21 protein-coding genes are annotated in these 24073 nt (G+C 69.2%); 6 read left to right on the top strand and 15 right to left on the bottom strand.

What is annotated here, in order from left to right; translation table 11 throughout:
* The first annotated feature begins 39 nt into the window (after positions 1-39).
* The 3 genes from J4N02_RS06010 (at position 40) to J4N02_RS06000 (ending at position 3225) form a co-directional block, all read left to right on the top strand.
* On the top strand, positions 40-1209 hold the full coding sequence (locus J4N02_RS06010) for a M20 family metallopeptidase (RefSeq protein WP_182817512.1): 1170 nt from the start codon (positions 40-42) through the stop codon (positions 1207-1209).
* A 70-nt stretch (positions 1210-1279) separates the two neighbouring features.
* Entirely contained in the window at positions 1280-2803 is a 1524-nt protein-coding gene (locus tag J4N02_RS06005) for an aldehyde dehydrogenase family protein (protein WP_188333263.1), read from the top strand.
* Complete coding sequence (locus tag J4N02_RS06000; protein WP_188333264.1) at positions 2803-3225, top strand: DUF779 domain-containing protein; 423 nt, start codon at positions 2803-2805, stop codon at positions 3223-3225. The genes J4N02_RS06005 and J4N02_RS06000 overlap by 1 nt, the downstream gene beginning before the upstream one ends.
* 206 nt (positions 3226-3431) lie before the next feature.
* Here J4N02_RS06000 and J4N02_RS05995 read toward each other — a convergent pair whose 3' ends face one another.
* The 7 genes from J4N02_RS05995 to J4N02_RS05965 all read right to left on the bottom strand — a co-directional run bounded on the left by J4N02_RS05995 (position 3432) and on the right by J4N02_RS05965 (position 10729).
* Positions 3432-4553 (bottom strand): sodium ion-translocating decarboxylase subunit beta, encoded by a 1122-nt coding sequence (locus tag J4N02_RS05995; RefSeq protein WP_188333265.1) that lies wholly within the window; start codon positions 4551-4553, stop codon positions 3432-3434.
* A gap of 1 nt (position 4554) precedes the next feature.
* A complete protein-coding gene (locus J4N02_RS05990; protein WP_188333266.1) occupies positions 4555-5088 on the bottom strand; it encodes an acetyl-CoA carboxylase biotin carboxyl carrier protein subunit in 534 nt (177 codons plus the stop codon).
* 3 nt (positions 5089-5091) lie between these two features.
* Entirely contained in the window at positions 5092-5514 is a 423-nt protein-coding gene (locus tag J4N02_RS05985) for an OadG family transporter subunit (protein WP_188333267.1), read from the bottom strand.
* A 31-nt stretch (positions 5515-5545) separates the two neighbouring features.
* Entirely contained in the window at positions 5546-7111 is a 1566-nt protein-coding gene (locus tag J4N02_RS05980) for an acyl-CoA carboxylase subunit beta (RefSeq protein WP_208091144.1), read from the bottom strand.
* Between the two features lie 146 nt (positions 7112-7257).
* Positions 7258-7752, bottom strand: coding sequence for a DUF456 domain-containing protein (locus tag J4N02_RS05975; RefSeq protein WP_188333269.1), 495 nt, complete (start codon positions 7750-7752; stop codon positions 7258-7260).
* Positions 7753-7858: 106 nt separating this feature from the next.
* Positions 7859-9460, bottom strand: a complete 1602-nt coding sequence (locus J4N02_RS05970; RefSeq protein ID WP_182817524.1) for an ABC-F family ATP-binding cassette domain-containing protein — start codon at positions 9458-9460, stop codon at positions 7859-7861.
* Between the two features lie 45 nt (positions 9461-9505).
* Positions 9506-10729 (bottom strand): M20 family metallopeptidase, encoded by a 1224-nt coding sequence (locus J4N02_RS05965; protein WP_188333270.1) that lies wholly within the window; start codon positions 10727-10729, stop codon positions 9506-9508.
* A 71-nt stretch (positions 10730-10800) separates the two neighbouring features.
* Between J4N02_RS05965 and J4N02_RS05960 the strand changes: the two genes are divergently transcribed.
* Complete coding sequence (locus J4N02_RS05960; RefSeq protein ID WP_188333271.1) at positions 10801-12036, top strand: AI-2E family transporter; 1236 nt, start codon at positions 10801-10803, stop codon at positions 12034-12036.
* A 4-nt stretch (positions 12037-12040) separates the two neighbouring features.
* Here J4N02_RS05960 and J4N02_RS05955 read toward each other — a convergent pair whose 3' ends face one another.
* From J4N02_RS05955 to J4N02_RS05920, 8 genes are read right to left on the bottom strand one after another with little or no spacing between them, the layout of a single operon-like run.
* Positions 12041-12430 (bottom strand): metal-sulfur cluster assembly factor, encoded by a 390-nt coding sequence (locus J4N02_RS05955; protein ID WP_182817538.1) that lies wholly within the window; start codon positions 12428-12430, stop codon positions 12041-12043.
* On the bottom strand, positions 12427-12876 hold the full coding sequence (gene sufU, locus J4N02_RS05950) for a Fe-S cluster assembly sulfur transfer protein SufU (RefSeq protein ID WP_182817539.1): 450 nt from the start codon (positions 12874-12876) through the stop codon (positions 12427-12429). Before sufU ends, J4N02_RS05955 begins: the two co-directional genes overlap by 4 nt.
* Positions 12873-14201, bottom strand: coding sequence for a cysteine desulfurase (locus tag J4N02_RS05945; protein ID WP_188333272.1), 1329 nt, complete (start codon positions 14199-14201; stop codon positions 12873-12875). The genes sufU and J4N02_RS05945 overlap by 4 nt, the downstream gene beginning before the upstream one ends.
* Positions 14194-14958: a Fe-S cluster assembly ATPase SufC gene (gene sufC / locus J4N02_RS05940; RefSeq protein WP_182817541.1), complete on the bottom strand. Its 765-nt coding sequence runs from the start codon at positions 14956-14958 to the stop codon at positions 14194-14196. Before sufC ends, J4N02_RS05945 begins: the two co-directional genes overlap by 8 nt.
* A gap of 30 nt (positions 14959-14988) precedes the next feature.
* Complete coding sequence (locus J4N02_RS05935; protein WP_182817543.1) at positions 14989-15315, bottom strand: non-heme iron oxygenase ferredoxin subunit; 327 nt, start codon at positions 15313-15315, stop codon at positions 14989-14991.
* Positions 15315-16514, bottom strand: coding sequence for a Fe-S cluster assembly protein SufD (gene sufD, locus J4N02_RS05930; protein WP_208091143.1), 1200 nt, complete (start codon positions 16512-16514; stop codon positions 15315-15317). The genes J4N02_RS05935 and sufD overlap by 1 nt, the downstream gene beginning before the upstream one ends.
* A 22-nt stretch (positions 16515-16536) precedes the next feature.
* Complete coding sequence (gene sufB / locus J4N02_RS05925; RefSeq protein ID WP_188333273.1) at positions 16537-17973, bottom strand: Fe-S cluster assembly protein SufB; 1437 nt, start codon at positions 17971-17973, stop codon at positions 16537-16539.
* Positions 17970-18650: a metalloregulator ArsR/SmtB family transcription factor gene (locus J4N02_RS05920; protein WP_188333274.1), complete on the bottom strand. Its 681-nt coding sequence runs from the start codon at positions 18648-18650 to the stop codon at positions 17970-17972. The genes sufB and J4N02_RS05920 overlap by 4 nt, the downstream gene beginning before the upstream one ends.
* A gap of 233 nt (positions 18651-18883) precedes the next feature.
* Here J4N02_RS05920 and J4N02_RS05915 point away from each other — a divergent pair, with 233 nt between their 5' ends.
* Together J4N02_RS05915 and J4N02_RS05910 are read left to right on the top strand one after the other, a co-directional pair.
* Complete coding sequence (locus J4N02_RS05915) at positions 18884-21382, top strand: sodium-translocating pyrophosphatase (RefSeq protein WP_243760887.1); 2499 nt, start codon at positions 18884-18886, stop codon at positions 21380-21382.
* A 194-nt stretch (positions 21383-21576) separates the two neighbouring features.
* Positions 21577-24066, top strand: coding sequence for a sodium-translocating pyrophosphatase (locus tag J4N02_RS05910; protein WP_375539342.1), 2490 nt, complete (start codon positions 21577-21579; stop codon positions 24064-24066).
* Positions 24067-24073 lie beyond the last annotated feature (7 nt).

Below are 24073 nucleotides of genomic sequence, written 5' to 3'. Positions count from 1 at the left end.
GCATCAGGTGGGGAGCACGCCTGCACTAGGCTCGCTCGGGTGACCGACTCGCTCCTGCCACGCCTGGTCGCCGGCATCGATGCCGTGCTGCCCGAGGCGGCCTCGCTGCGCCGCGCCATCCACGCCGACCCGCACCTGGGCGGCGACGAGATGGACACCCGGGACTCGATCACCCAGGCGATCGACTGGCTCGACTGGCTGCCCGTCGCCGAGACCGGGGCGTACGCCCGCTTCGGCCCCGCCGGGCCGGCCGTGGGGCTGCGCGCCGAGCTCGACGCCCTGCCCATCACCGAGGCCACGGGGGTCGAGTGGGCCTCCCAGCGCCGCGGGATCATGCACGCCTGCGGCCACGACGTGCACATGGCCGCCCTGTGGGCGGTCGTCACCGCCGCGCGCGACCTCGACCTGCCCGTCGCGATGGTGCCGCTGCTGCAGCCGCGCGAGGAGGAGAACCCGCCGGGCGCGACCGACGTCGTGGCGTCGGGCTTCCTCGACGACGTGGAGGTGGCCGCGATGGTCGGCGTCCACGTGCAGCCGCAGGTCGAGAAGGGCGTCGTCTCCACCGGCGCCGGCGCGGTCAACGCCGCCTTCGACTCCTTCGAGATCACCGTGCGCGGGCGCGGCGGGCACGGGGCCTACCCGCACACCGCGCTCGACCCGATCACCGTGCTCGCCGCGATCGTCGGCGGGCTGGGCGAGCTGCCGCAGCGGATCGTGAACCCCATCCACCCCTCCGTGGTGTCGGTGGGCACGTTCAAGGCCGGCACCGCGGCCAACGTGATCGCCGAGACCGCCACGTGCACGGGGTCGATCCGCACCTTCCACGAGGCCGACCGGGTCGCCCTCCACGAGGCGATCGCGCGTCTGGCCGAGGGCACGGCGCTGGCCCGCGGCGCGACCGCCACGGCGACGTTCGTCCGCGGGGGGCCGGCGCTGGTCAACGACCCCGACCTGTCGCGCCGGGCCGACCACCTGCTGGGTGGGCTCGCGATCCCGGTGGCGCACGTGCCGTTCCGCTCGTGCGGATCGGACGACTTCTCCGAGTACGGCCACGTGGTGCCGTCGCTGATGAGCTTCGTCGGGGTCGGGTCGGAGGGGGGCGTCGGCCTGCACCACGCGCAATTCCTGCCCGGGCGCGGCGCTCTGCGCCTGTGCGCGGTCGCGCTGGCCGCCAACTACGTCGCGGCGGCGGCGCAGATTCGCAGCTGAGGCCCTTCCCGTTGGGGCGGGCCGATCGTTAGGGTGCCCTATCCGCCCAACGACGAACGGAGCCCCTGCAGTGACGCGTTACGCCAACCCCGGGTCCAGCGACTCGAACATCGAGGTCAAGGACACCTACGGCCACTGGATCAACAACGAGTGGCGCGACCCCATCAAGGGTGAGTACTTCGACAACCCGACGCCGGTCACCGGCGAGGTGTTCACCCGCGTGGCCCGCGGCACCGCCGAGGACATCGACGCCGCCCTCGACGCCGCCCACGCCGCCGCCGACGCGTGGGGCAAGACCTCCCCCGCCGAGCGCGCGAACATCCTCAACCAGATCGCCGACCGGATCGAGGCCAACCTCGAGGACATCGCGGTCATCGAGACGTGGGACAACGGCAAGGCCGTCCGCGAGACCCTCAACGCCGACATCCCGCTGGCCATCGACCACTTCCGCTACTTCGCCGGCTGCATCCGTGCGCAGGAGGGCGGCCTCAGCCAGCTCGACGACACCACGGTCGCCTACCACTTCCACGAGCCGCTGGGCGTCGTGGGCCAAATCATCCCGTGGAACTTCCCGATCCTGATGGCCACCTGGAAGCTCGCCCCCGCCCTGGCCGCCGGCAACTGCATCGTGCTCAAGCCGGCCGAGCAGACCCCGTGGTCGATCCTGAAGCTGTTCGAGATCATCGGCGACCTGCTGCCCCCGGGCGTGGTCAACATCGTCAACGGCTTCGGCGTCGAGGCGGGCAAGCCGCTGGCGTCCAGCCCGCGCATCGCCAAGATCGCGTTCACCGGCGAGACCACCACCGGCCGCCTGATCATGCAGTACGCGAGCCAGAACATCATCCCGGTCACCCTCGAGCTGGGCGGCAAGAGCCCGAACATCTTCTTCGAGGACATCGCCGAGAAGAAGGACAACTTCTACGACAAGGCCCTCGAGGGCTTCGCGTTCTTCGCCCTCAACAACGGCGAGGTCTGCACCTGCCCGAGCCGCGCGCTCATCCAGGCGTCGATCTACGACGAGTTCCTCGCCGACGGCATCAAGCGCGTCGAGGCGGTCAAGCGCGGCCACCCGCTCGACACCGACACGATGATGGGCGCGCAGGCCTCGAACGACCAGTACGAGAAGATCCTCTCCTACATCCAGATCGGCAAGGACGAGGGCGCCAAGGTTCTCACCGGCGGCAACAAGGTCGACCTCGGCGGCGAGCTGTCGGGCGGCTTCTACATCGAACCGACCGTGTTCGAGGGCGTCAACACGATGCGCATCTTCCAGGAGGAGATCTTCGGCCCGGTCGTCTCGGTGACGAAGTTCGCCGACGACGCCGAGGCGCTGCAGATCGCCAACGACACGCTGTACGGCCTCGGTGCCGGCGTGTGGTCGCGCCACGTGCACCGCGCCTACACCATGGGCCGCGCCATCAAGGCCGGCCGCGTCTGGACCAACTGCTACCACCACTACCCCGCGCACGCGGCGTTCGGCGGCTACAAGCAGTCCGGCATCGGGCGCGAGAACCACAAGATGATGCTGGCCCACTACCAGCAGACGAAGAACCTGCTCGTGTCCTACTCCCAGGACAAGCTGGGCTTTTTCTGATGGACGAGTGCCGGTTCGACGCCGTCGGGGTGGAGGAGCTCGTCACCGACGGGCCCACGCGCGTCGCCCTCACCCCGGCGGCGGCCGACCTGCTGCGTACGGTGGTCGGCCGGCACGGGCCGGTGATGTTCCACCAGTCGGGGGGCTGCTGCGACGGCAGCGCGCCCATGTGCTACCCGGTGGGTGACTTCCTGACCGGGGACGCCGACGTGCTGCTCGGCACGCTGTCGGTGCCCGGGCTCGACCCGATCGAAGTCTGGATCGGTCGGGCCCAGTACGAGGCGTGGAAGCACACGCGCCTCACCATCGACGCCGTCCCCGGACGCGGGGCCGGCTTCTCGCTGGAGGCACCCGAGGGCATGCGGTTCCTCACCCGGTCGCGGCTGTTCACGCAGGAGGAGAAGGACGCCCTGGGCCTGTGAGGCCGAGCCCGCGGCGTCCGGGCCGTGGAACGCCGTGTGGCACCACCGCGGTGCGAAGGGCGCGTCTGGCGCGCCTGCTGCACCGCGGTGGTGCCACACAAGGGTCGGGCCGACCCACGGTCCGATGCGGGTCGGACCCACCGGCCGGGCACAGGCCCGGTCGGACCCACCGACCGGGGTGGAAGGATCCCCGGCCGGACAACCAGCTAGCTGGCGCCCATCAGGGCCAGCAGCACACCGCCGGCGACGACGGAGGCGACCTGACCGGCCGCGTTCGCGCCCATGGCGTGCATCAGCAGGAAGTTGTCGAAGTTCTCGCGCTGGGCCTCCTTCTGGACGACACGCGCCGCCATCGGGAAGGCCGAGATGCCGGCGGCACCGATCAGCGGGTTGAACTTGCCACCCGAGAACACGTTCATCAGCTTCCCGAACGAGACGCCCATGACGGTGTCGAGCACGAACGCGATCAGGCCCAGCACCAGGATCATCAGGGTCTGCAGGTTGAGGAACTTCTCACCGATCATCGTCGAGCCGATGGCCAGACCGAGGAACAGCGTGACGACGTTGGCGAGCTCGTTCGAGGACGCCCCCACGAGGCGCTCGACGACCTTCGACTCGCGCATCAGGTTGCCCAGCATCAGCATGCCGATCAGCGGCGTCGCGAACGGCACCAGCGTGCCGACGACGATCGTCACGATGATCGGGAACAGGATGCGCGTGCGCTGCGAGATCTCCCGCGACGTGTACGGCATGACGATGGCGCGTTCCTTGGCCGTGGTCAGCGCCCGCATGATCGGCGGCATGATGATCGGCACGAGGCTCATGTACGAGTAGGCGGCCACCGTGATGGGGGCGACCAACTCGGGCGCGAGCTTGTTCGACACGTAGATCGACGTCGGCCCGTCGATGGCGCCGATGATGCCGATCGAGGCGGCCTGGTTGTGGTTGAACCCCAGGAACAACGCCAGCAGCAGCGTCAGGAAGATGCCGAACTGGCCGGCGGCTCCGAGCAGCACCATCTTCGGGTTCTCCAGCAGGGGCCCGAAGTCGGTCATGGCGCCGATGCCGACGAAGATCAGCAGCGGGAACATCTCGTTGCCCACGCCCATGTCGTAGAGCGCCTGGAGCATGCCGTGCTCCCCCACCATCGGCGAGAGGGGCAGGTTCGCCAGGATCGCGCCCGAGCCGATGGGCAGCAGGAGCAGGGGCTCGTACTCCTTCTTGATCGCCAACCAGATCAGGAGCAGGCCGATGGCGATCATCGTCAGGCTCTGCCAAGTGACGTTGTTGATCCCCTGCAGCAAGTAGTGCAGTGTGTCCGGACTCATCTCAGGCCTCGAACCTCACGAGGGTCTCGCCGAACTTCACCTGCTGGCCGGCCGCCACGTAGATCTCGGCGACGACACCGTCCTTGGGCGCCTTCAGCTCGTTCTTCATCTTCATGGCCTCGAGCACCATCAGCGAGTCGCCCCGCTTCACCGACGCCCCGACCGCCGTGTCGACGGTCAGGATCACGCCGGGCATGGGCGCGGTCATCTTGTCGCGACCGCCACCACCGGCGGCGGCTGCGGCGCGGGGCGCCCCACCTGGCGCCGTGGGTGCAGCCCCCTGCGTGGGTGCGGTGGCCGCCGGGGCTGGGGCGTCCGAGGCCAGGGGCGCGGACGCCGCGGGTGCGGCCGGGGCGGCGGCCACGGCGCGCGCGGTCACCGCGGGCGTGATCGCCGAGTGGGCCAGGTCGCGGTGGTCGTCGAGCGTGACGTCGACGAGGCGTCCGTCGATCTGGACGCGGAAGAGGTTGGCGCCGACGGCCTCGACGTCCACCACCTTGGACGTGTTGTTGACGCTGATCGTGTAGCGGCGCATGGCCTACCTCCGGGAGAACGGGTTGGTCTGGTTGCCCCGGCCGACGGCGAGCCAGCGGCTCGCGAAGAGCTGGCTGCCGGGCGCGTGGGCGCGGGTCTCGGGGCCGGCGGACCGGCGTCGGATCTCGGCGTGCTGGATGACGGCGACCGTGATCGCCGCGACCTGGTTCTCGTCCAGGCCGTCGGCGATGATCCGGACGGCGGGCGCCGCGGGCTTGGCCACGGCGTCCTTCGTCGGGTCACCCTCGCCCGGCATGATCGTGACCAGCTCCTGCTCGGGGTCGCTGCGGCGGGCCTTGAGCTTGGGCGCTCCGGTCCCGTCGAGGCGTCCGATGATCATCAGGACGGCCATGAGTGCCAGCAGCAGGGCGAAGACCACGCCCATGCCGACGACCATCATCATCAGGCCCCAGGAGAGGTCATCCATCGTGGGGAGACTTGGCATCGGGGTTCGCTCCTTACACCGGGAAGAGGCCGTGCTTCTTCGGGATGGTCTGCGTGACCTTGGTCCGCAGCACCTCGAGGGCACGGATCAGGCGCGGACGGGTCTCGCGGGGCTCGATGACCTCGTCGATCTGGCCCACGTCGGCGGCCTGGTAGGGGTTGAAGAACTTCTCCTTGTACTCGGCGATGAAGCGGGCCTCCTCGGCCTTCGGGTCCTCCGCCGCCTCGATCGCCCGGCGGTTCAGCAGCCGCGCGGCCCCCTCGGCGCCCATGACGGCGATCTGGGCAGACGGCCACGCGAACGCGACGTCGTTGTTCATCTGCTTGGAGCTCAGCGCCACGTACGAGCCGCCGTACGCCTTGCGGGTGACGAGGGAGATCTTCGGGACGGTCGCCTGGCAGTACGCGTAGATGATCTTCGCGCCGTGTCGGATGACGCCGTTGTACTCCTGCTCGACGCCGGGGAGGTAGCCGGGGCAGTCCACGAACGTGATGAGCGGGATGTTGAACTGGTCGCACAGCGTGATGTGCCGGGCGATCTTGTCCGAGGCGTTGATGTCGAGGCAGCCGGACATGACCTGCGGGTTGTTGGCGATGTAGCCCACCGCGTGGCCGTCCAGTCGGGCGAACCCGACCAGGGCATTGGCGGCCCAGTCGCTGTGCAGCCCGAACATCGAGTCGCGGTCGAAGACCTGGGCGAGCAGGGCGTTCATGTCGTACGGGACGTTGTCATCCCCCGGGATGTGGTGGTTCAGCGTCTCGTCCATGCGGTCGGCCGGGTCGTACGGCTCGAGCTGCGGCGGGTCCTCGGTGTTGTTCTGCGGCAGGTAGCTGAGCAGCTGCTTGGTCTTGCGCAGCGCGTCGGCCTCGTCGGTGGCGAGGACCTGCGCGACACCCGAGGTGGCGTTGTGCACCCAGGCTCCGCCGAGCTCCTCGGCGGTGACGTCCTCGCCCGTGACGGTCTTGATGATGTCGGGGCCGGTCAGGAACATGTTCGAGGTCTGGTCGACCATGATCGTGATGTCGGTCAGCGCCGGGCTGTACACCGCGCCGCCGGCGCAGGGGCCCAGGATCAGCGACAGCTGGGGCACGACGCCGGACGCCTTGACGTTGCGGACGAACACCTCGCCGTAGGCGGCCAGCGAGCGGACGCCCTCCTGCACGCGCGCGCCGCCGGAGTCGTTCAGGCCGATGACCGGGATGCCGGCCTCGATGGCCAGGTCGAGGATGCGCGAGATCTTGTTCGACTGCACCTCGGAGAACGAGCCGCCGAGCACGGTGAAGTCCTGGGCGTAGACGGCCACGCGGCGTCCGCCGATCTTGCCGAAGCCGGTGATGATGCCGTCGCCGGGGAAGCGCTGCTTGTCCATCCCGAAGTCGGAGTTGTGGTGCGTCGCGAGGGCACCCAGCTCCTGGAAGGAGGCCTCGTCGAGGAGGATCGACAGCCGCTCGCGCGCGGTGAGCTTTCCCTTGGCGTGCTGGGCCTCGATGCGCTTGGCGCCACCTCCCTCGAGCGCCTGTTGCCGCTTGGCCCGAAGTGTCGCCAGTTGGTCACTCATCAGGTAGAACCTCGTCGTCATTGGGGAGATATGGGCGAAAATGTGCCTACTACGCACGGTAGCAGTGACCTCTCCGTGACCCAGACATTTGGGTGGCAACTACCAATATCCGGACGTTCGCCGCTCAGTGCGTGGACGTTTCCCCGACAACCCCGGCAACCCCGTGGTCAGGGCACCAGGTGCGTGAAAACGCCGATGAGCAGGGTGGTCGCCGCGGCGAGGGCCAGCGACAGCTCGACGAGCATCCCGAGGCCGACGGACTTCAGCGCCGCCCAGGAGGTCGACGCCGCCTCACGCAGGTCGCGCACCCGCGCGTACTCGGACGCCAGCAGCCCGACCGTGAAGCCGATCGGCAGCCCCAGGAAGGGCAGCACGAAAAGTCCCACGACACCGCACACGAGGCCGATGACCACCGAACGGTTGGGGATGGAGCGTTCCTTGAGCCGGCGTCCGGTGATCAGGTACTGGGCACTCATGCCGGCCACGACGAACAGCGCGCCGATGCCGAACACGAGCCAGCCGAAGGGCGACCCGCCCCAGACCGCCCACACCAGCAGGCCACCGAGGATCGCGATGCTCCCCGGCAGCACCGGGACGACGATCCCGCACACGCCGACGACGACGAGCACGACCGACAGGGCGGCGATCAGTTCCACGGGCACCCGGTCAGGGTACAGACGACAGGGTCGTCAGCACAGGCTGTCGGAGCACGGAAGGCAGGCTCTTGGCGCAGGGAGGGCAGGCTGTCGGCCCCGGGGCCGGCCCCGGTCAGGCCAGGGAGACGAGCTCGGCGTACTCGGGGCTCCAGAGGTCCTCGTCGCCGTCGGGGAGGATCAGCACTCGGTCGGGCTGCAGGGCCTCGACGGCACCCTCGTCGTGGGTGACCAGCACAGTCGCGCCCGCGTAGGTGCGGATCGCCTCCAGCACCTCGCGGCGGGACGCCGGGTCGAGGTTGTTCGTGGGCTCGTCCAGCAGCAGCACGTTGGCGGCGGAGACGACCAGCATCGCCAGGGCCAGGCGGGTCTTCTCCCCGCCCGACAGTACGCGCGCGGGCTTGTCGACGTCGTCGCCGGTGAACAGGAACGAGCCGAGGATCTTGCGCACCGCGGTGTCGTCCAGGTTCGGCGAGGCCGAGACCATGTTGTCCAGCACCGATCGGGAGACGTCGATGGTCTCGTGCTCCTGCGCGTAGTAGCCCAGCTTCAACCCGTGCCCGGGCACGACCTCGCCGGTGTCGGGGGCCTCGATGCCGGCCAGGATGCGCAACAGCGTCGTCTTGCCGGCGCCGTTCAGCCCGAGCACGACCACGTTGGCGCCGCGGTCGATGGCCAGGTCGACCCCGGTGAACACCTCCAGCGACCCGTAGTGCTTGGAGAGGTCGGACGCCGTCAGCGGCACCCGGCCGCACGGCGCGGGCTCGGGGAACCGGATCTTCGCGACCCGGTCGACCGCCCGCTCCCCCTCGGTGGCCGCGAGCATCTTCTCGGCACGCTTGGCCATGTTCTGCGCGGCGGTCGCCTTGGTGGCCTTCGCCCCGAGCTTGGCGGCCTGCTCCAGCAGCCGGGCGGCCTTCTTCTCGGCGTTGGCGCGCTCGCGCTTGCGGCGCTTCTCGTCGACCTCGCGCTGGACGAGGTACTTCTTCCAGTCCAGGTTGTACTGGTCCAGCTCGGCGCGGTTGGCGTCGAGGTGGAAGACCTTGTTCACCACGGCGTCCAGCAGCCCGGTGTCGTGGCTGATCACCAGCACGCCGCCGGGGTAGTTGGCGAGGTATGCGCGCAGCCAGACGATCGAGTCGGCGTCCAGGTGGTTGGTCGGCTCGTCCAGCAGCAGGACGTCGGCGCCCGAGAACAGGATGCGCGCCAGCTCGACGCGGCGGCGCTGACCGCCCGACAGGGTCTCGATCGGCTGGCCCAGCACGCGGTCGGGCAGGCCGAGGTTGGCCGAGATGCGGGCCGCCTCGGACTCGGCACCGTAGCCGCCGGCGGAGTCCAGCTCGGCCTCGGCGCGCGCGTAACGGCGCATGGCCTCGTCGCGGGCGTCGTCGGTGTCGGCGTCCGCGATGGCCGCCGAGTACGTCGCCAGCCGGCGCAGGATCGAGTCCAGCCCACGCGCGGACAGGATGCGGTCGCGGGCCAGCTGGGAGAGGTCGCCGGTGCGCGGGTCCTGGGGCAGGTAGCCGACGAGGCCGGTCCGCGAGACCTGGCCGCCGGACGCCATCCCCTCGCCCGCCAGGATCTTGGTCATGGTGGTCTTGCCGGCGCCGTTGCGGCCGACGAGGCCGATGCGGTCGCCCGACGCGATCTGGAAGTTCGTGGGTTCCAGGAGGGTGCGGGCGCCGACGGCCACCGAGAGCTCGCGCGCGACAATCACGAGGGGCGAGTCTACCTCCCCCCGGCCGGCCCGGACGCCGCGGGCTCAGCCTGTCGCGAGCTCCAGCAACGCCTCGTGGGCCAGCGCCGCGTACACGGCCATGGCCTCTCCGATCACGGCGTCGTCGAACCACGCGGTCGCCGAGTGGTTGTAGGTGGTGTCGGCCAGGTCGCGGCCCGCGGGCACGCCGGAGTAGAACACGAACGCCCCGGGCACCTGCTCCAGCACCGCCGAGAAGTCCTCCGACCCGGCCAGCGGGTCGGGCATGTCGGCGTAGCGCTCCCCCACCAACCCGCCCACGACCCGGGCGACGAAGGCCGCGGCGTCCGGGTCGTTGACCGTGGGGCCGACGCCCTGGCGGTACTCGACCTCGGCCCGGCAGCCGTGCGCGGCGCACACGCCCTCGACGAGGGCGACCAGCAGCCGCTCGACCTTCTCCCGCGCCCCGGGCGAGAACGAGCGCACCGACATCTCGAGGTGGCACCGCTCGGGGATGACGTTGGCGGCCCCGCCCGCGTTGGCCACGCCCACGTTGACGACCACCGGGTCGGACGCCGGGAACTTCTTCGCCACCATCGTCTGGACCGCGAGGATCACCTCGGCCATGACGGGCACAGGGTCGTTGGCCAGGGACGGGGTCGAGCCGTGGCCGCCGGTCCCGACGATGTCGAGGTACAGCGTGTCGGCGCCGGCCATCAGCGTTCCGGGGCGCGTGGCCCAGCGACCGCTGGGCAGGACCGAGCTCAGCACGTGCAGCCCGAACGCGCGGTCGACCTTCCGCCCGGCCGCCTCGAGGACGCCCTCGGCCAGCATCGCGCGGGCCCCGGTGAGGACCTCCTCCCCCGGCTGGAACATGAACACCACGTCGCCGGGCAGCTCGTCGCGGTGCGCGTGGAGCAGGTGCGCCGCCCCGACGAGGGTCGCGGTGTGCATGTCGTGGCCGCAGCCGTGCATGTGCCCGTCCCGCTCCGAGGCGAACGGCAGGCCGGTCTCCTCGTGGATCGGCAGGCCGTCCATGTCGCCCCGCAGCAGCACCACCGGTCGACCGGAGGCCGCGGCGTCCGACCCCGCCCTGCCGCGCAGGACCGCGGTGACCGAGGTGGACGCCACCCCGCGCGTGACCTCGAGGTCGAGCCCCTCGAGCGCCGCCAGGACGGCAGCCTGCGTCCGCGGGAGGTCGTTGCCCAGCTCGGGCCAGCGGTGCAGCCGGTGCCGCAGGTCGGTGATCCGGGGGGCGAGTACGGCGGCCTCGGTGAGGTGGTCGGTCATACCGTGAGCGTAGGACGAACCCCCCGTGGGCATGTCGAAAACCGTCGGTGCCAGCGACTAGGTTGGGCCGCATGGATCAGCCCACCCGCGTGAACCCGCTCCCGAACGTGTCGGTGATCCTGCTCACGATCACGGCCGCGGTGGCGATCCTGTTCGGCATGCGGCAGTACGCCGAGATCCTCGGCCCACTCCTGCTGACGGTGAACCTGTTCATCGCCGCGTACCCGATCCAGACCTGGCTGGTGAGCCTGAAGGTGCCCCGCCTGCTGGCGCAGGTGGTGCTGGCCCTGACGGTGTTCGCGATCCTCGCCGTGTTCTTCTACGCCCTGACATGGTCGATCACCGCCCTGGTGCAGGAGCTGCCGATCTACCAGTCGCAGTTCTGGACGCTGTACCACGAGGTCGTGGCCCTGCTGAGCCAGTCCGGCATCTCCGAGCAGCAGGTGGTCGACCAGATCCGCGGGGTGAACCCGACGAGCCTGGCGGGGCTGCTCTCCAGCGCCCTGGGCAGCGTGACGAACATCGTCTCCCTGCTCGCGATCATCGTGGGGATGATCTTCATGATGGCGTTCGACTCCGACAGCTTCGGGGTGCGCAACGCATCGCTCCAGCGCCACCAGCCGCGGGTGTGGCTCTCGATCGCCGACTTCATCGTCGGCGTGCGCCGCTACTGGGTCGTCACCTCGATCTTCGGACTCATCGTCGCCGTCATCGACGTGATCGCCCTGGAGTTCCTGGGCGTCCCGCTGGCGCTGGTGTGGGGAATCTTGTCCTTCATCACCAACTACATCCCCAACGTGGGCTTCATCATCGGCCTCGTCCCGCCGGCGATCATGGCGCTGCTGGCCAACGACCCGCTCACCGCCCTGCTCGTCGTGATCATCTACTCGGTGGCCAACTTCGTCATCCAGTCGATCATCCAGCCGAAGTTCAACGGCGACGCCGTGGGCGTGACCGCGCTGGTCTCGTTCCTGTCGCTGCTGCTGTGGAGCTCGGTGCTCGGCGCCCTGGGCGCCCTGCTGGCCCTGCCGATGACCCTGCTGGCCAAGGCGGTCCTGATCGACCACGACCCGCAGATGCGCTGGGTCAACGCGTTCATCTCCAACGACGTCACGATGGCCGACCCGCACCGGCTCCACCTGAGCCGGGCCGCCCTGCCCGAGGGCCAGTCCGCGGCCCTGGCCGCGGTGCACGAATCACCGGTCCACCCCGCGGAGGCGCACGAAGATCCCGACCCCGACCCCGACAAGACGGACGCCCCCGCCCCGGCTCCCGAGGAGCCGGACCAGGGGCGTCCGGAGAGCTGAGCGGCTACAGGTTGTAGCCCACCGCGCGGAGCTGCTCGCGGCCCTCGTCGGTGATGTTGTCCAGCGTCCACGGCGGCAGCCAGACCCAGTTGATGGTGGCCGAGTTCACCAGCGGCCCGAGCGCGACCTGCGTGTCGTACTCGATGCGGTCGGTGAGCGGGCACGTCGGCGAGGTCAGCGTCATGTCGACGGTGGCGTTGTTCTCGTCGTCCAGGTGGATGCCGTAGACGAGGCCGAGGTCGACCACGTTCACCATGAGCTCGGGGTCGACCACGTCGCGCATGGCCTCCTCGAGGTCCTCGATGGTGGGACGGTCCAGCACCGGCGCCGGCTGCTGCTCGGCGTCGGGGAAGGTGTCGCGCACCAGGTCGGACGGGCGCGGTTCGTCGGTCATGATTCCTCCTTGTTGGTGAGGGCGTGGGCGACGGCGTCCTTCCACGCCGACCACCCGAGCAGCGCGCACTTCACGCGCGCGGGGAACTGGGCGACCCCCAGGAACGCGATGCCGTCCTCCAGGACGTCCTCGTCGGGTTCGTGGTTGCCGCGGCTGTGCATCATCTCGGTGAAGGCGGCGGCCGTGGCCATGCCCTCCTCGACCGTGCGGCCGACCACGAGGTCGTGCATCACCGACGTGGACGCCTGCGAGATCGAGCAGCCCACCGCGTCGTAGCTCACGTCGGCGACGGTGTCGCCGTCGAGGTGCACGCGCAGCAGGATCTCGTCGCCGCAGGACGGGTTCACGTGGGTGACCTCGGCCTCGTAGGGGTCACGCAGGCCGGAGCCGTGCTTGGCCTTGTAGTGGTCCAGGATGATCTCCTGGTACATCGACTCGACGCTCATCGTCCTCCCCCGCTGTGCCCGCCGAAGAAGTCACGGGTGTGGTCGAGCGCCTCGACGAGGGCGTCCACCTCGTCGGGCGTGGTGTACAGGTAGGCCGACGCCCGGCTGGACGCCTGGATGCCCAGGCGGTGGTGCAGCGGGCGTGCGCAGTGGTGGCCACCGCGCACCGCCACGCCCCGCGAGTCGAGGATCTGCATGACGTCGTGGGGGTGGATGTCGAACCCGTCGGAGCTGGTCAGCGTGAACGAGATCGCTCCCCCGCGGTCGACCGCCTCGGTCGGGCCCAGGATGCGCAGGCCCTCGACGCGCTGCAGCTGCTCCAGGGCGTAGGTGGCGATCAGGTGCTCGTGCTCGGCGACCCGGTCCATGCCCAGCATGGTCAGGTAGTCGACGGCCGCGCCCAGGGCGACGACCTCGGCGATCGGCGGCGTCCCGGCCTCGAAGCGGGCCGGCGGGCGGGCGAAGGTCGAGCCCTCCATGCGGACGACCTCGATCATCTCCCCGCCACCCAGGAACGGCGGCAGCTGCTCGAGCAGCTCGTACCGGCCCCACAGCACGCCCAGCCCGGTCGGGCCGAGCATCTTGTGGGCGGTGAAGGCGAGCAGGTCGGCGCCCAGCGTGGTCACGTCGACCGGCATCTGCGGCACGGCCTGCGACCCGTCCACGACGAACACCGCGCCGACGGCGTGGGCCATCTCGGCGAGCTCGGTGACGGGGTTGACCGTGCCGAGCACGTTGCTGACCCACGTCAGCGAGACGACCTTGGTGCGCTCGTTGACCAGGCCCTGCTCGCGCGCGGAGTCGAGGTCGAGGCGTCCGTCGTCGGTGATGTCGAACCAGCGCAGGGTGGCGCCCGTACGCTGGCACAGCAGCTGCCACGGCACGATGTTGGAGTGGTGCTCCATCACCGACACCACGACCTCGTCACCGGGGCCGAGCGCGAGGTGCTGGCCGAGGGTGTGCGCGGCCAGGTTCAGCGCCTCGGAGGCGTTCTTGGTGAACACGACCTCCTCGGTCCGCGCGCCGATGAAGGCGGCGACCTTGGCCCGACCCCCCTCGAACGCCTCGGACGCCTCGGCCCCCAGCTGGTGCATGGCCCGGGCGACATTGGCGTTGTGGAACAGCAGGTGGTTGCTCATCGCCTCGACGACCGCCCGCGGCTTCTGGGAGGTGTTCGCCGAGTCGAGGTAGGCCAGCGGGTGCCCGTTCACGTGCCGCTGCAGGACCGGGAAGTCGTCCCGGACGAGCCCCGGCAGCGCGAACGCGGCCGGGGGCGGCTCGGACGCCCCCAGCCAGCCGGCTGCCGAGAGGTCGGTGTCAGGCATTCGCCCGCGCCGCCGCGATGTACGCGTCGTAACCGGTCTCCTCGAGCTTGGCCGCGAGCTCGGGGCCACCCTCGGTGACGACCCGGCCGTCGACGTAGACGTGCACGAAGTCGGGCTTGATGTAGTTCAGGATGCGCGTGTAGTGCGTGATCAGCAGCACGCCGCGGTCGCCCTGGGCGGTGTAGCGGTTGACGCCGTCGGCGACGACGCGCAGCGCGTCGATGTCGAGGCCGGAGTCGGTCTCGTCGAGGATCGCGTACTTCGGGTTGAGCAGCTGCAGCTGGACGATCTCGGCGCGCTTCTTCTCACCACCGGAGAAGCCCTCGTTGAGCGAGCGGGCCGAGAACGAGCTGTCGAGCCCGAGGTCCCCCATCGCCTGGTTGACCTCCTTGACCCACGTGCGGACCTTGGGGGCCTCGCCGTCGATCGCGGTCTTCGCGGTGCGCAGGAAGTTGGACATCGAGACGCCGGGCACCTCGACCGGGTACTGCATGGCGAGGAACAGGCCGGCGCGGGCGCGCTCGTCGACGCTGAGCTCGGCCAGGTCGGTGCCGTCGAGGGTCACCGAGCCCGAGGTGATCTCGTACTTGGGGTGGCCGGCGAGGGCGTAGGCCAGGGTCGACTTGCCCGAGCCGTTGGGACCCATGATGGCGTGGACCTCACCCGGGTTGATGGTCAGGTTGACGCCCTTGAGGATCTCCTTGGGGCCGTCCTCGGTGAGGACGTCGACGTGCAGGTCGCTGATGACGAGGGACATGGGTCTGGTGACTCCTGGTAGCTGGGTTTGTCAGATCGAGTTCAGGGGGTTGTCGAGGTCGACGAGCACGTCGTCGCCCTCGACGGTGACGGGGTAGACCGGCACCGGGCGGGTCGCGGGCAGCTCGAGCGGCTCGCCGGTGCGCAGGTCGAAGCGGCTGCCGTGGGCGAAGCACTCGATGGTGCACTCGTCGACCTCGCCGAGGCTGAGCATGACGCGGCCGTGGCTGCACTCGTCACGGATGGCGAACAACTGCCCCTCGTGCTGGACGAGGGCGACGATCTCGTCACCCACCTCCGCCGAGAAGGGCTTGTCGTCCTCCAGCTCGATGACGGAGCACGCGCGGGTCCAGGCCATCAGGCCTCCACGGACGCCGCGGGTGCGGCCCCGACGCTGGCGGCGAGCTCGCGCTCGACCTCGGCGATGAGGCGCTCCTCGACGTCGTCGACGCCGATGCGCCGGATGATGTCGATGAAGAAGCCCATCACGACCAGGCGCTTGGCCTCGACGGGGTCGATGCCGCGGCTGGTCAGGTAGAACAGGTGCTCGTCGTCGAAGCGGCCGGTCGTCGAGCTGTGCCCGGCGCCGGCGATCTCGCCGGTCTCGATCTCGAGGTTGGGCACCGAGTCGGCGCGGGCGCCCTCGGTGAGCACGAGGTTCTTGTTCGACTCGTAGGTCTCGATCCCCTCGGCGACCTTGCGGATCACCACGTCGCCGATCCAGACGGCGTGGGCGTCCTGCCCCTGGAGCGCGCCGCGGTAGTCGACGTTGCTCTTGGTGTGCGGGGCGTTGTGGTCGACGAACAGGCGGTGCTCGATGTGCTGGCCGGCGTCGGCGAAGTAGAGGCCGAACAGCTCGGCCGATCCGCCGGGGCCGTCGTAGGAGACGTTGGTGTGCATGCGCACCAGGTCGCCGCCGAAGCTGACGTTCACGTGCCGGTAGGTCGCGTCGCGGCCCACGCGGGCGGTGTGCTCGGCCGCGTGCAGGGTGTCGTCGTCCCAGTCCTGCAGCGACACGAACGTCAGGTTCGCGCCGTCGCGGACGTCGATCTCGATGTTCTCGAGCTGCTGGGTCGAGCCCGTGTGGCGGAACACCACGGTGGCCTTCGAGTTCGGCTCGGCCACGATCACGTGCACCGCGTTGCTGCGGCGCGCGGCGTCCCGGCCCTCGATGTCGAGCCGGATCGGCTCGGCCACCTCGGTGTTGGCGGGGATGCGCAGGTACAGCGCGTCCTCGCAGCCCAGGTTCGCCAGCGCGGCCGGGCGGTCGCCGGGCGTGAGCACGGTGCCGCGGGGCGCCTGGCCCGCCTTGAGGTTGGACGCCTCGACGCCGGCCACCTCGTGGAGGGTGAACTCGACGGCGTTGTCGCCGGGGAGGTCCTCGTTGGCGCGCTCGGCCAGCAGCGGGGCGATGCGGCGCATCGGGGTGAAGCGCCAGACCTCCTCGCGGCCGTGGGGCATTGGGTGGTCAGCCAGGTCGAAGCTCGGCTGCGGGTGCAGGTGCGACTCGAGGGTCTCGATCGCCCCGGCCACGTTGGGGACTTCAGTCACGGTCACGTTGTGGTTCCTCCCGCGGGCGTCAGCCCACGGCTCCTTCCATCTGCAGCTCGATCAGGCGGTTCAACTCCAGGGCGTACTCCATCGGCAGTTCGCGCGCGATGGGCTCGACGAAGCCGCGCACGATCATGGCCATGGCCTCGTCCTCCTCCATCCCGCGCTGCATCAGGTAGAACAGCTGGTCGTCGGAGACCTTCGAGACGGTGGCCTCGTGGGCCATCGACACGTCGTCGACCTGGACGTCGACGTAGGGGTAGGTGTCCGACCGGGAGACGGTGTCGACCAGCAGCGCGTCACACTTCACCGAGCTGGCGGAGTGGTGCGCCTGCGGCTGCACCTCGACGAGGCCGCGGTAGGACGCCCGGCCGCCGCCCCGGGCGACGGACTTGGAGATGATCGAGCTGCTCGTGTGCGGCGCGGCGTGCACCATCTTCGAGCCGGTGTCCTGGTGCTGTCCCTCCCCCGCGAACGCGATCGAGAGGGTCTCGCCCTTGGCGTGCTCGCCGAGCAGCCACACGGCCGGGTACTTCATCGTCACCTTGGAACCGATGTTGCCGTCGATCCACTCCATGGTCGCGCCCTCCTCGCAGGTGGCGCGCTTGGTGACGAGGTTGTACACGTTGTTCGACCAGTTCTGGATCGTCGTGTAGCGCACGCGGGCGTTCTTCTTCACCACGATCTCGACGACGGCCGAGTGCAGCGAGTCCGACTTGTAGATCGGCGCGGTGCAGCCCTCGACGTAGTGCACGTAGGAGCCCTCGTCGGCGATGATCAGCGTGCGCTCGAACTGGCCCATGTTCTCGGTGTTGATCCGGAAGTAGGCCTGCAGCGGGATCGACACGTGGACGCCCTTGGGCACGTAGATGAACGAGCCGCCCGACCAGGTCGCGGTGTTCAGCGCCGAGAACTTGTTGTCACCGGTCGGGATGACGGTGCCGAAGTACTCCTCGAAGAGCTCGGGGTGCTCCTTCAGGCCCGTGTCGGTGTCGAGGAAGATGACGCCCTGGCGCTCGAGCTCCTCGTTGATCTTGTGGTAGACGACCTCCGACTCGTACTGCGCGGCCACGCCGGCGACGAGGCGCTGCTTCTCGGCGTCGGGGATGCCGAGGCGGTCGTAGGTGTTCTTGATGTCCTCGGGGAGGTCCTCCCACGTCTGCGCCTGGCGCTCGGTGGACCGCACGAAGTACTTGATGTTGTCGAAGTCGATCGTCGACAGGTCCGCACCCCACGTCGGCATCGGCTTGCGCTCGAAGAGCTTGAGCCCGCGCAGGCGGCGCTCGAGCATCCACTCCGGCTCGTTCTTCAGGCCGGAGATGTCGCGCACGACGGCCTCGCTCAGACCGCGACGCGCAGAGGCGCCGGCGACGTCCGAGTCGTGCCAGCCGAAGCGGTAGTTCCCGAGGGCCTCGAGGTGCTCGTCCTGTGTGGCACCGAGCCCGGGGGCCTGGGTCTGGGTCATGAGACCTTCCTCTCAACTGGGTGTGGGATGTGCGTGGTGCACACCCCGTCGCCATGGGCAATCGTCGCGATCCGCTGGACATGGCTACCCAGCAGCTCGGAGAACAGGCGCGTCTCCGCGGCACAGAGTTCGGGGAACTCGCGCGCCACGTGCGCCACGGGACAGTGGTACTGGCACAACTGCGTCCCGGAGGCCACCGGCTCCAGGGACGCGACGTACCCCTGTTCGTTCAGCACCTCGGCCAACGCGTCGGCCGGGGAATTGTATTCCGCACCCTCGGCGGTGAACCGACGGCGCACCTCCTCCATCACCTGTTCGGCGAAGTCGTTGACCGCCTCCGCCCCGCCGGCGGCGCGGAGGAACTGCAGCGCGCGGATCGCGAGCTGGTCGTAGGCGTGGTGGAAGGTCTCGCGGCCAGCGTCCGTCAGCGCGAACACCTTGGCCGGACGCCCCCGCCCGCGGTGGCCGTACACCCGCTGCTCGCGGGCGACGAGGTGCCCCGCGTCGGTCAGGACCGCCAGGTGGCGACGGATGGCGGCGGCGGTCAGGTCGAGGCGCTCGGCGAGGTCGGCCGCCGTGGAGGGGCCGTGCTCGAGGATCGAGCGGGCCACCCGGTCGCGGGTCGAGACGTCGTCGGAGAGCGGTTCGACCACCGTGTCCGGCACGTGCTCAGCCATCTCCACCCCCTTCGACTCGTATTAGACAACACCATTCTTGCAAATATCCGTCAGTGTGCAACTCGACCACCCGGGTGCTGGACAGCGTGGCGCACCTTCGGGACGGGGTTCGGGATGAGTCCTTCCGAACTTGCGGGACAAATTGTGGACGGCACCAAAATGTCCACTACAGGGCGTAGTGTTCAGGGTGGACGACGATCGCGCCGTTGCTCACCCGGACCAAAGGAACACTCGTGGTAACCCGCAGGCTCACTGCCCCGCTCCTTGCCCTGTCCACCCTGATCGCCCTCGCCGGGTGCTCGGCCCCCGCGACCCCCGCCGGCGGCCACGCCGGAGGCGGCGAGGCCAACATCCACCTCCCCGACCTGGGTGCCGCGACCTTCCTGGGCGGCATGGTCAACGGCCGGCTGCTGCTGTTCATCGGCCTCGTGGTCTGCCTCGGGGGCCTCGCGTTCGGCCTGGCCAGCTACGTCCAGCTCAAGCAACTCCCCGTGCACCGCGCGATGCGTGAGATCTCCGAACTGATCTACGAGACCTGCAAGGCCTACCTCAAGCAGCAGGGCCGGTTCCTGATGATCCTGTGGGTGTTCATCGCCTCGGTGATCTTCGTCTACTTCAAGTTCCTCGTCGGCTCCGGCTGGGGCCAGGTGTTCATCATCCTGGGCTTCAGCCTCGTCGGCATGGCGGGCTCCTACGGCATCGCGTGGTACGGCATCCGCGTCAACACGTTCGCCAACGGCCGCACCGCGTTCGCGTCCCTGCGCGGCAAGCCCTACCCGCTGCACCAGATCCCGCTGCGCTCGGGCATGAGCGTCGGCATGGTCCTGATCTCGGTCGAGCTGTTCATGATGCTCGTCATCATGCTGTTCCTGCCCGCCGAGATCGCGGGCTCCTGCTTCATCGGCTTCGCGATCGGCGAATCGCTCGGCGCCTCCGCGCTGCGCATCGCCGGCGGCATCTTCACCAAGATCGCCGACGTCGGCTCCGACCTGATGAAGATCGTGTTCAAGATCAAGGAGGACGACGCCCGCAACCCCGGCGTCATCGCCGACTGCGTGGGCGACAACGCCGGCGACTCGGTCGGCCCGTCGGCCGACGGCTTCGAGACCTACGGGGTCACCGGCGTCGCGCTGGTCACCTTCATCATGCTCGCGATCCCGCCCACGGAGGCCGTCCTGCAGGCGTCCCTGCTGGTGTGGATCTTCTTCATCCGCGCCGTGATGGTGGTGGCGTCCGGTGCCTCGTACTTCGTCAACGCCGCGATCACCCGCCAGAAGTACGAGGGCGCCGAGCAGATGGACTTCGAGGCCCCGCTGTCGTCCCTGGTCTGGATCACCAGCGTCGTCTCGATCGTGCTCACCTTCCTCACGTCGTGGATCCTCATCCCCGACATGGGCGACGGCACCACGTGGTGGAAGCTGTCGATCATCATCTCGTGCGGCACCCTGGCCGGCGCGCTCATCCCCGAGCTCGTCAAGGTGTTCACCTCGGTCAAGAGCCGCCACACCGAGGAGGTCGTGAAGTCGTCCAACTCCGGCGGGGCGTCCCTCAACATCCTCTCCGGCCTGGTCGCGGGCAACTTCTCCGCCTACTGGCTCGGCATGGCCATCGTCGGGCTGATGGCGATCGCCTACGCGATCTCCACCGCCCTCGGCTTCGGCGAGCACATGGCCGCCCCGGCCGTGTTCGCCTTCGGCCTGGTCGCCTTCGGCTTCCTGGGCATGGGCCCGGTCACCATCGCGGTCGACTCCTACGGCCCGGTCACCGACAACGCGCAGTCGGTCTACGAGCTGTCCACGATCGAGGAGATCCCGGGCGTGACCGAGGAGATCGAGCGCGACTTCGGGTTCGACGCCGACTGGGACCGTGCCAAGCGGCTCCTGGAGGAGAACGACGGCGCGGGCAACACGTTCAAGGCCACAGCGAAGCCGGTGCTGATCGGCACCGCCGTCGTGGGCGCCACCACGATGATCTTCTCGATCATCATGGGCCTCACCCTCGCCCTGACCGAGAACCTCGACAAGCTGTCCCTGCTGCACGCCCCGTTCCTGCTCGGGCTGGTCAGCGGCGGGGCTGTCATCTACTGGTTCACCGGCGCCTCGATCCAGGCGGTCACGACCGGGTCCTTCCGCGCGGTGGAGTTCATCAAGGACAACATCAGGCTCGACGAGAACGCCACCCGCGCCTCGGCGGCGGACAGCAAGAAGGTGGTCGAGATCTGCACGGTCTACGCCCAGCGCGGCATGATCAACATCTTCCTCGGTGTCTTCTTCGCCACCCTGGCCTTCGCGTTCGTCGAGCCCTACTTCTTCATCGGCTACCTGATCTCGATCGCGCTGTTCGGCCTCTACCAGGCCATCTTCATGGCCAACGCCGGCGGCGCCTGGGACAACGCCAAGAAGATCGTCGAGGTCGACCTCGCCGCCAAGGGCACCGACCTGCACGACGCGTCCATCGTCGGCGACACCGTGGGCGACCCGTACAAGGACACCAGCTCGGTGGCCCTCAACCCGGTCATCAAGTTCACCACCCTCTTCGGCCTCCTGGCCGTCGAGCTCGGCGTCAGCCTCACCGCGAGCGGCATGGGCGCCCTGGTGCTCGGCCTCGCCGTGGTGTTCTTCCTGGCCGCCTCGTGGTTCGTCTACCGCAGCTTCTACAACATGCGGATCGACGCCCCGATGCTGACCGCCGACGACATCGTCCGCCAGCGGCTGGACCAGCTGAACGCCTGACCGGCGCCGAAACACGCACCAATAGGGGGTTGCCCGCACCTGCGGGCAGCCCCCTATTGTGCTGGGATCGACGCCCCGCCCCCGCGGGGTGTGCGCTCAACGACGACGCACGAAGGGGTCACGTGACCGCTAGAGAACACCTCCCGGGCTGTAGCAGCGCCCGTAACTCTTCACTTCGCCGCGCCCGCTGGGCGGTGCCCCTGCTGTCCCTGCTGGCCCTGCTGGCCCTGACGGGCTGCACGGTGGCGGCCCAGCCCGGCGACGGGGCCCGGCCCCCGGGCGGCGAGGCGAACCTTCGGCTGCCCGACCTGTCCCTGGCCACCTTCTTCGGTGGGGCGGTCGACGGGCGCACGCTGTTGCTGTTCGGCGTCCTGATGAGCCTGGTCGGCCTCGGCTTCGGCCTGTGGAGCTTCCTCGGCCTGTCCCGCCTGCCCGTGCACGCGGCCATGCGCGAGGTCTCCGAGCTGATCTACTCCACCTGCCGGGCCTACCTCACCCAGCAGGGCCGCTTCCTGATGATCCTGTGGGCCTTCACCGCCGCGGTCATCTTCGTGTACTTCCAGTTCCTCGTCGGGACGCCGCTGGGCCAGTCGCTCATCATCCTGGCCTTCAGCCTCCTGGGCATGGCGGGCTCCTACGGGATCGCCTGGTTCGGCATCCGCGTGAACACGTTCGCGAACTCCCGCACCACCTTCGCCTCCCTGCGGGGGCGTCCGTACGACCTGCACCACATCCCCCTGCGCGCCGGCATGAGCATCGGCACGGTGCTGATCAGCCTCGAGCTGCTCATCCTGCTGCTGATCCTGCTCGTGCTGCCCGGCGAGATCGCGGGGTCGTGCTTCATCGGCTTCGCGATCGGCGAGTCCCTCGGCGCCAGCGCCCTGCGCATCGCCGGCGGCATCTTCACCAAGATCGCCGACATCGGCTCCGACCTGATGAAGATCGCCTTCAAGATCAAGGAGGACGACGCCCGCAACCCCGGCGTCATCGCCGACTGCACCGGCGACAACGCCGGCGACTCGGTCGGCCCGTCGGCCGACGGCTTCGAGACCTACGGCGTCACCAGCGTGGCCCTGGTCACCTTCATCATGCTGGCAGTGGGCGGCCAGATGCTGGGCGCCGACGCGGTGCCCGCCACCCAGGCGACGCTGCTGGTGTGGCTGTTCACCGTGAGCGCCACCATGATCGGGGCCTCGCTGCTCAGCTACGCGGCCAGCTCGGCGATCACGCGGGCCAAGCACACGCACTCCGACGACATCGACTTCGAGCGCCCCCTCACCGAGCTGGTCTGGATCACCTCCGGGGTGTCCATCCTCGCCACCTTCGCGGTCTCGTGGTTGCTCATCCCCGACCTCGGCGACGGCTCCCTGTGGTGGAAGCTCGCGGCGATCATGTCGTGCGGCACCCTGGCCGGGGCGCTCATCCCCGAGGTGGTCAAGGTCTTCACCTCGGTGAAGAGCAAGCACGTCGAGGAGGTCGTGAAGTCCTCCCAGCGCGGCGGGGCGTCCCTGAACATCCTGTCGGGCCTCGTGGCCGGCAACTTCTCCGCACTGTGGCTGGGCCTGTCCATCGTCGCCCTGATGACCGGCGCTTACCTCCTGTCGATGCTGGGCCTCGACGCCCTCATGGTCGCCCCCGGCGTGTTCGCGTTCGGCCTGGTCGCCTTCGGCTTCCTCGCCATGGGCCCGGTCACCATCGCCGTCGACTCCTACGGCCCGGTCACCGACAACGCCCAGTCGATCTACGAGCTCTCCACGATCGAGGACCTCCCCGGCATCTCCGACGAGCTCGAACACGACTTCGGCTTCACCCCCGACTGGGAGCGGGCCAAGCACCTGCTCGAGCTCAACGACGGGGCGGGCAACACCTTCAAGGCCACCGCCAAGCCCGTGCTCATCGGCACCGCGGTCGTCGGCGCCACCACGATGATCTTCTCGATCATGATGCTGCTGACCTCGGGCATGACGGCCAACATCGACAAGCTGTCGCTGCTGTACGCGCCGTTCCTGCTCGGCCTGATCATGGGCGGCGGCGTCATCCACTGGTTCGCCGGGGCGTCCATCCAGGCCGTCACGACGGGCTCGTTCCGTGCGGTCGGGTTCATCGCCGACAACATCCAGCTCGACGGGGTCACCAAGGCGTCCGAGGCCGACTCCCGGCGCGTGGTCGAGATCTGCACCCAGTACGCCCAGAAGGGCATGTTCAACATCTTCCTGGGCGTGTTCTTCGCCACCCTGGCCTTCGCCTTCACCGACCCGTACTTCTTCATCGGCTACCTGGTCTCGATCGCGATCATCGGGCTCTACCAGGCGATCTTCATGGCCAACGCCGGTGGCGCCTGGGACAACGCCAAGAAGATCGTCGAGGTCGACCTCGCCGCAAAGGGGACGCCGCTGCACGACGCCTCGATCGTCGGCGACACCGTGGGTGACCCCTACAAGGACACCAGCTCGGTGGCCCTCAACCCGGTCATCAAGTTCACCACCCTGTTCGGCCTGCTGGCCGTCGAGCTCGGCGTGAGCCTGCGCCACTCCGAGGCGCACACGCTGGTGACCGTGCTGGCGGTCGCGAGCTTCATCGCGGCGCTGGTCTTCATGTGGCGCTCGTTCTACAAGATGCGCATCGACGCGCCCATGCTGACCACCGCCGACATCGACCCGGTCGTGGACGAGCCAGCGACCTGAGGGGGCG

It is taken from the genome of Propioniciclava sp. MC1595 (genome assembly GCF_017569205.1).
Taxonomy (GTDB): Bacteria; Actinomycetota; Actinomycetes; order Propionibacteriales; family Propionibacteriaceae; genus Propioniciclava.
This window is presented reverse-complemented; position numbering and strand designations above follow the sequence as displayed.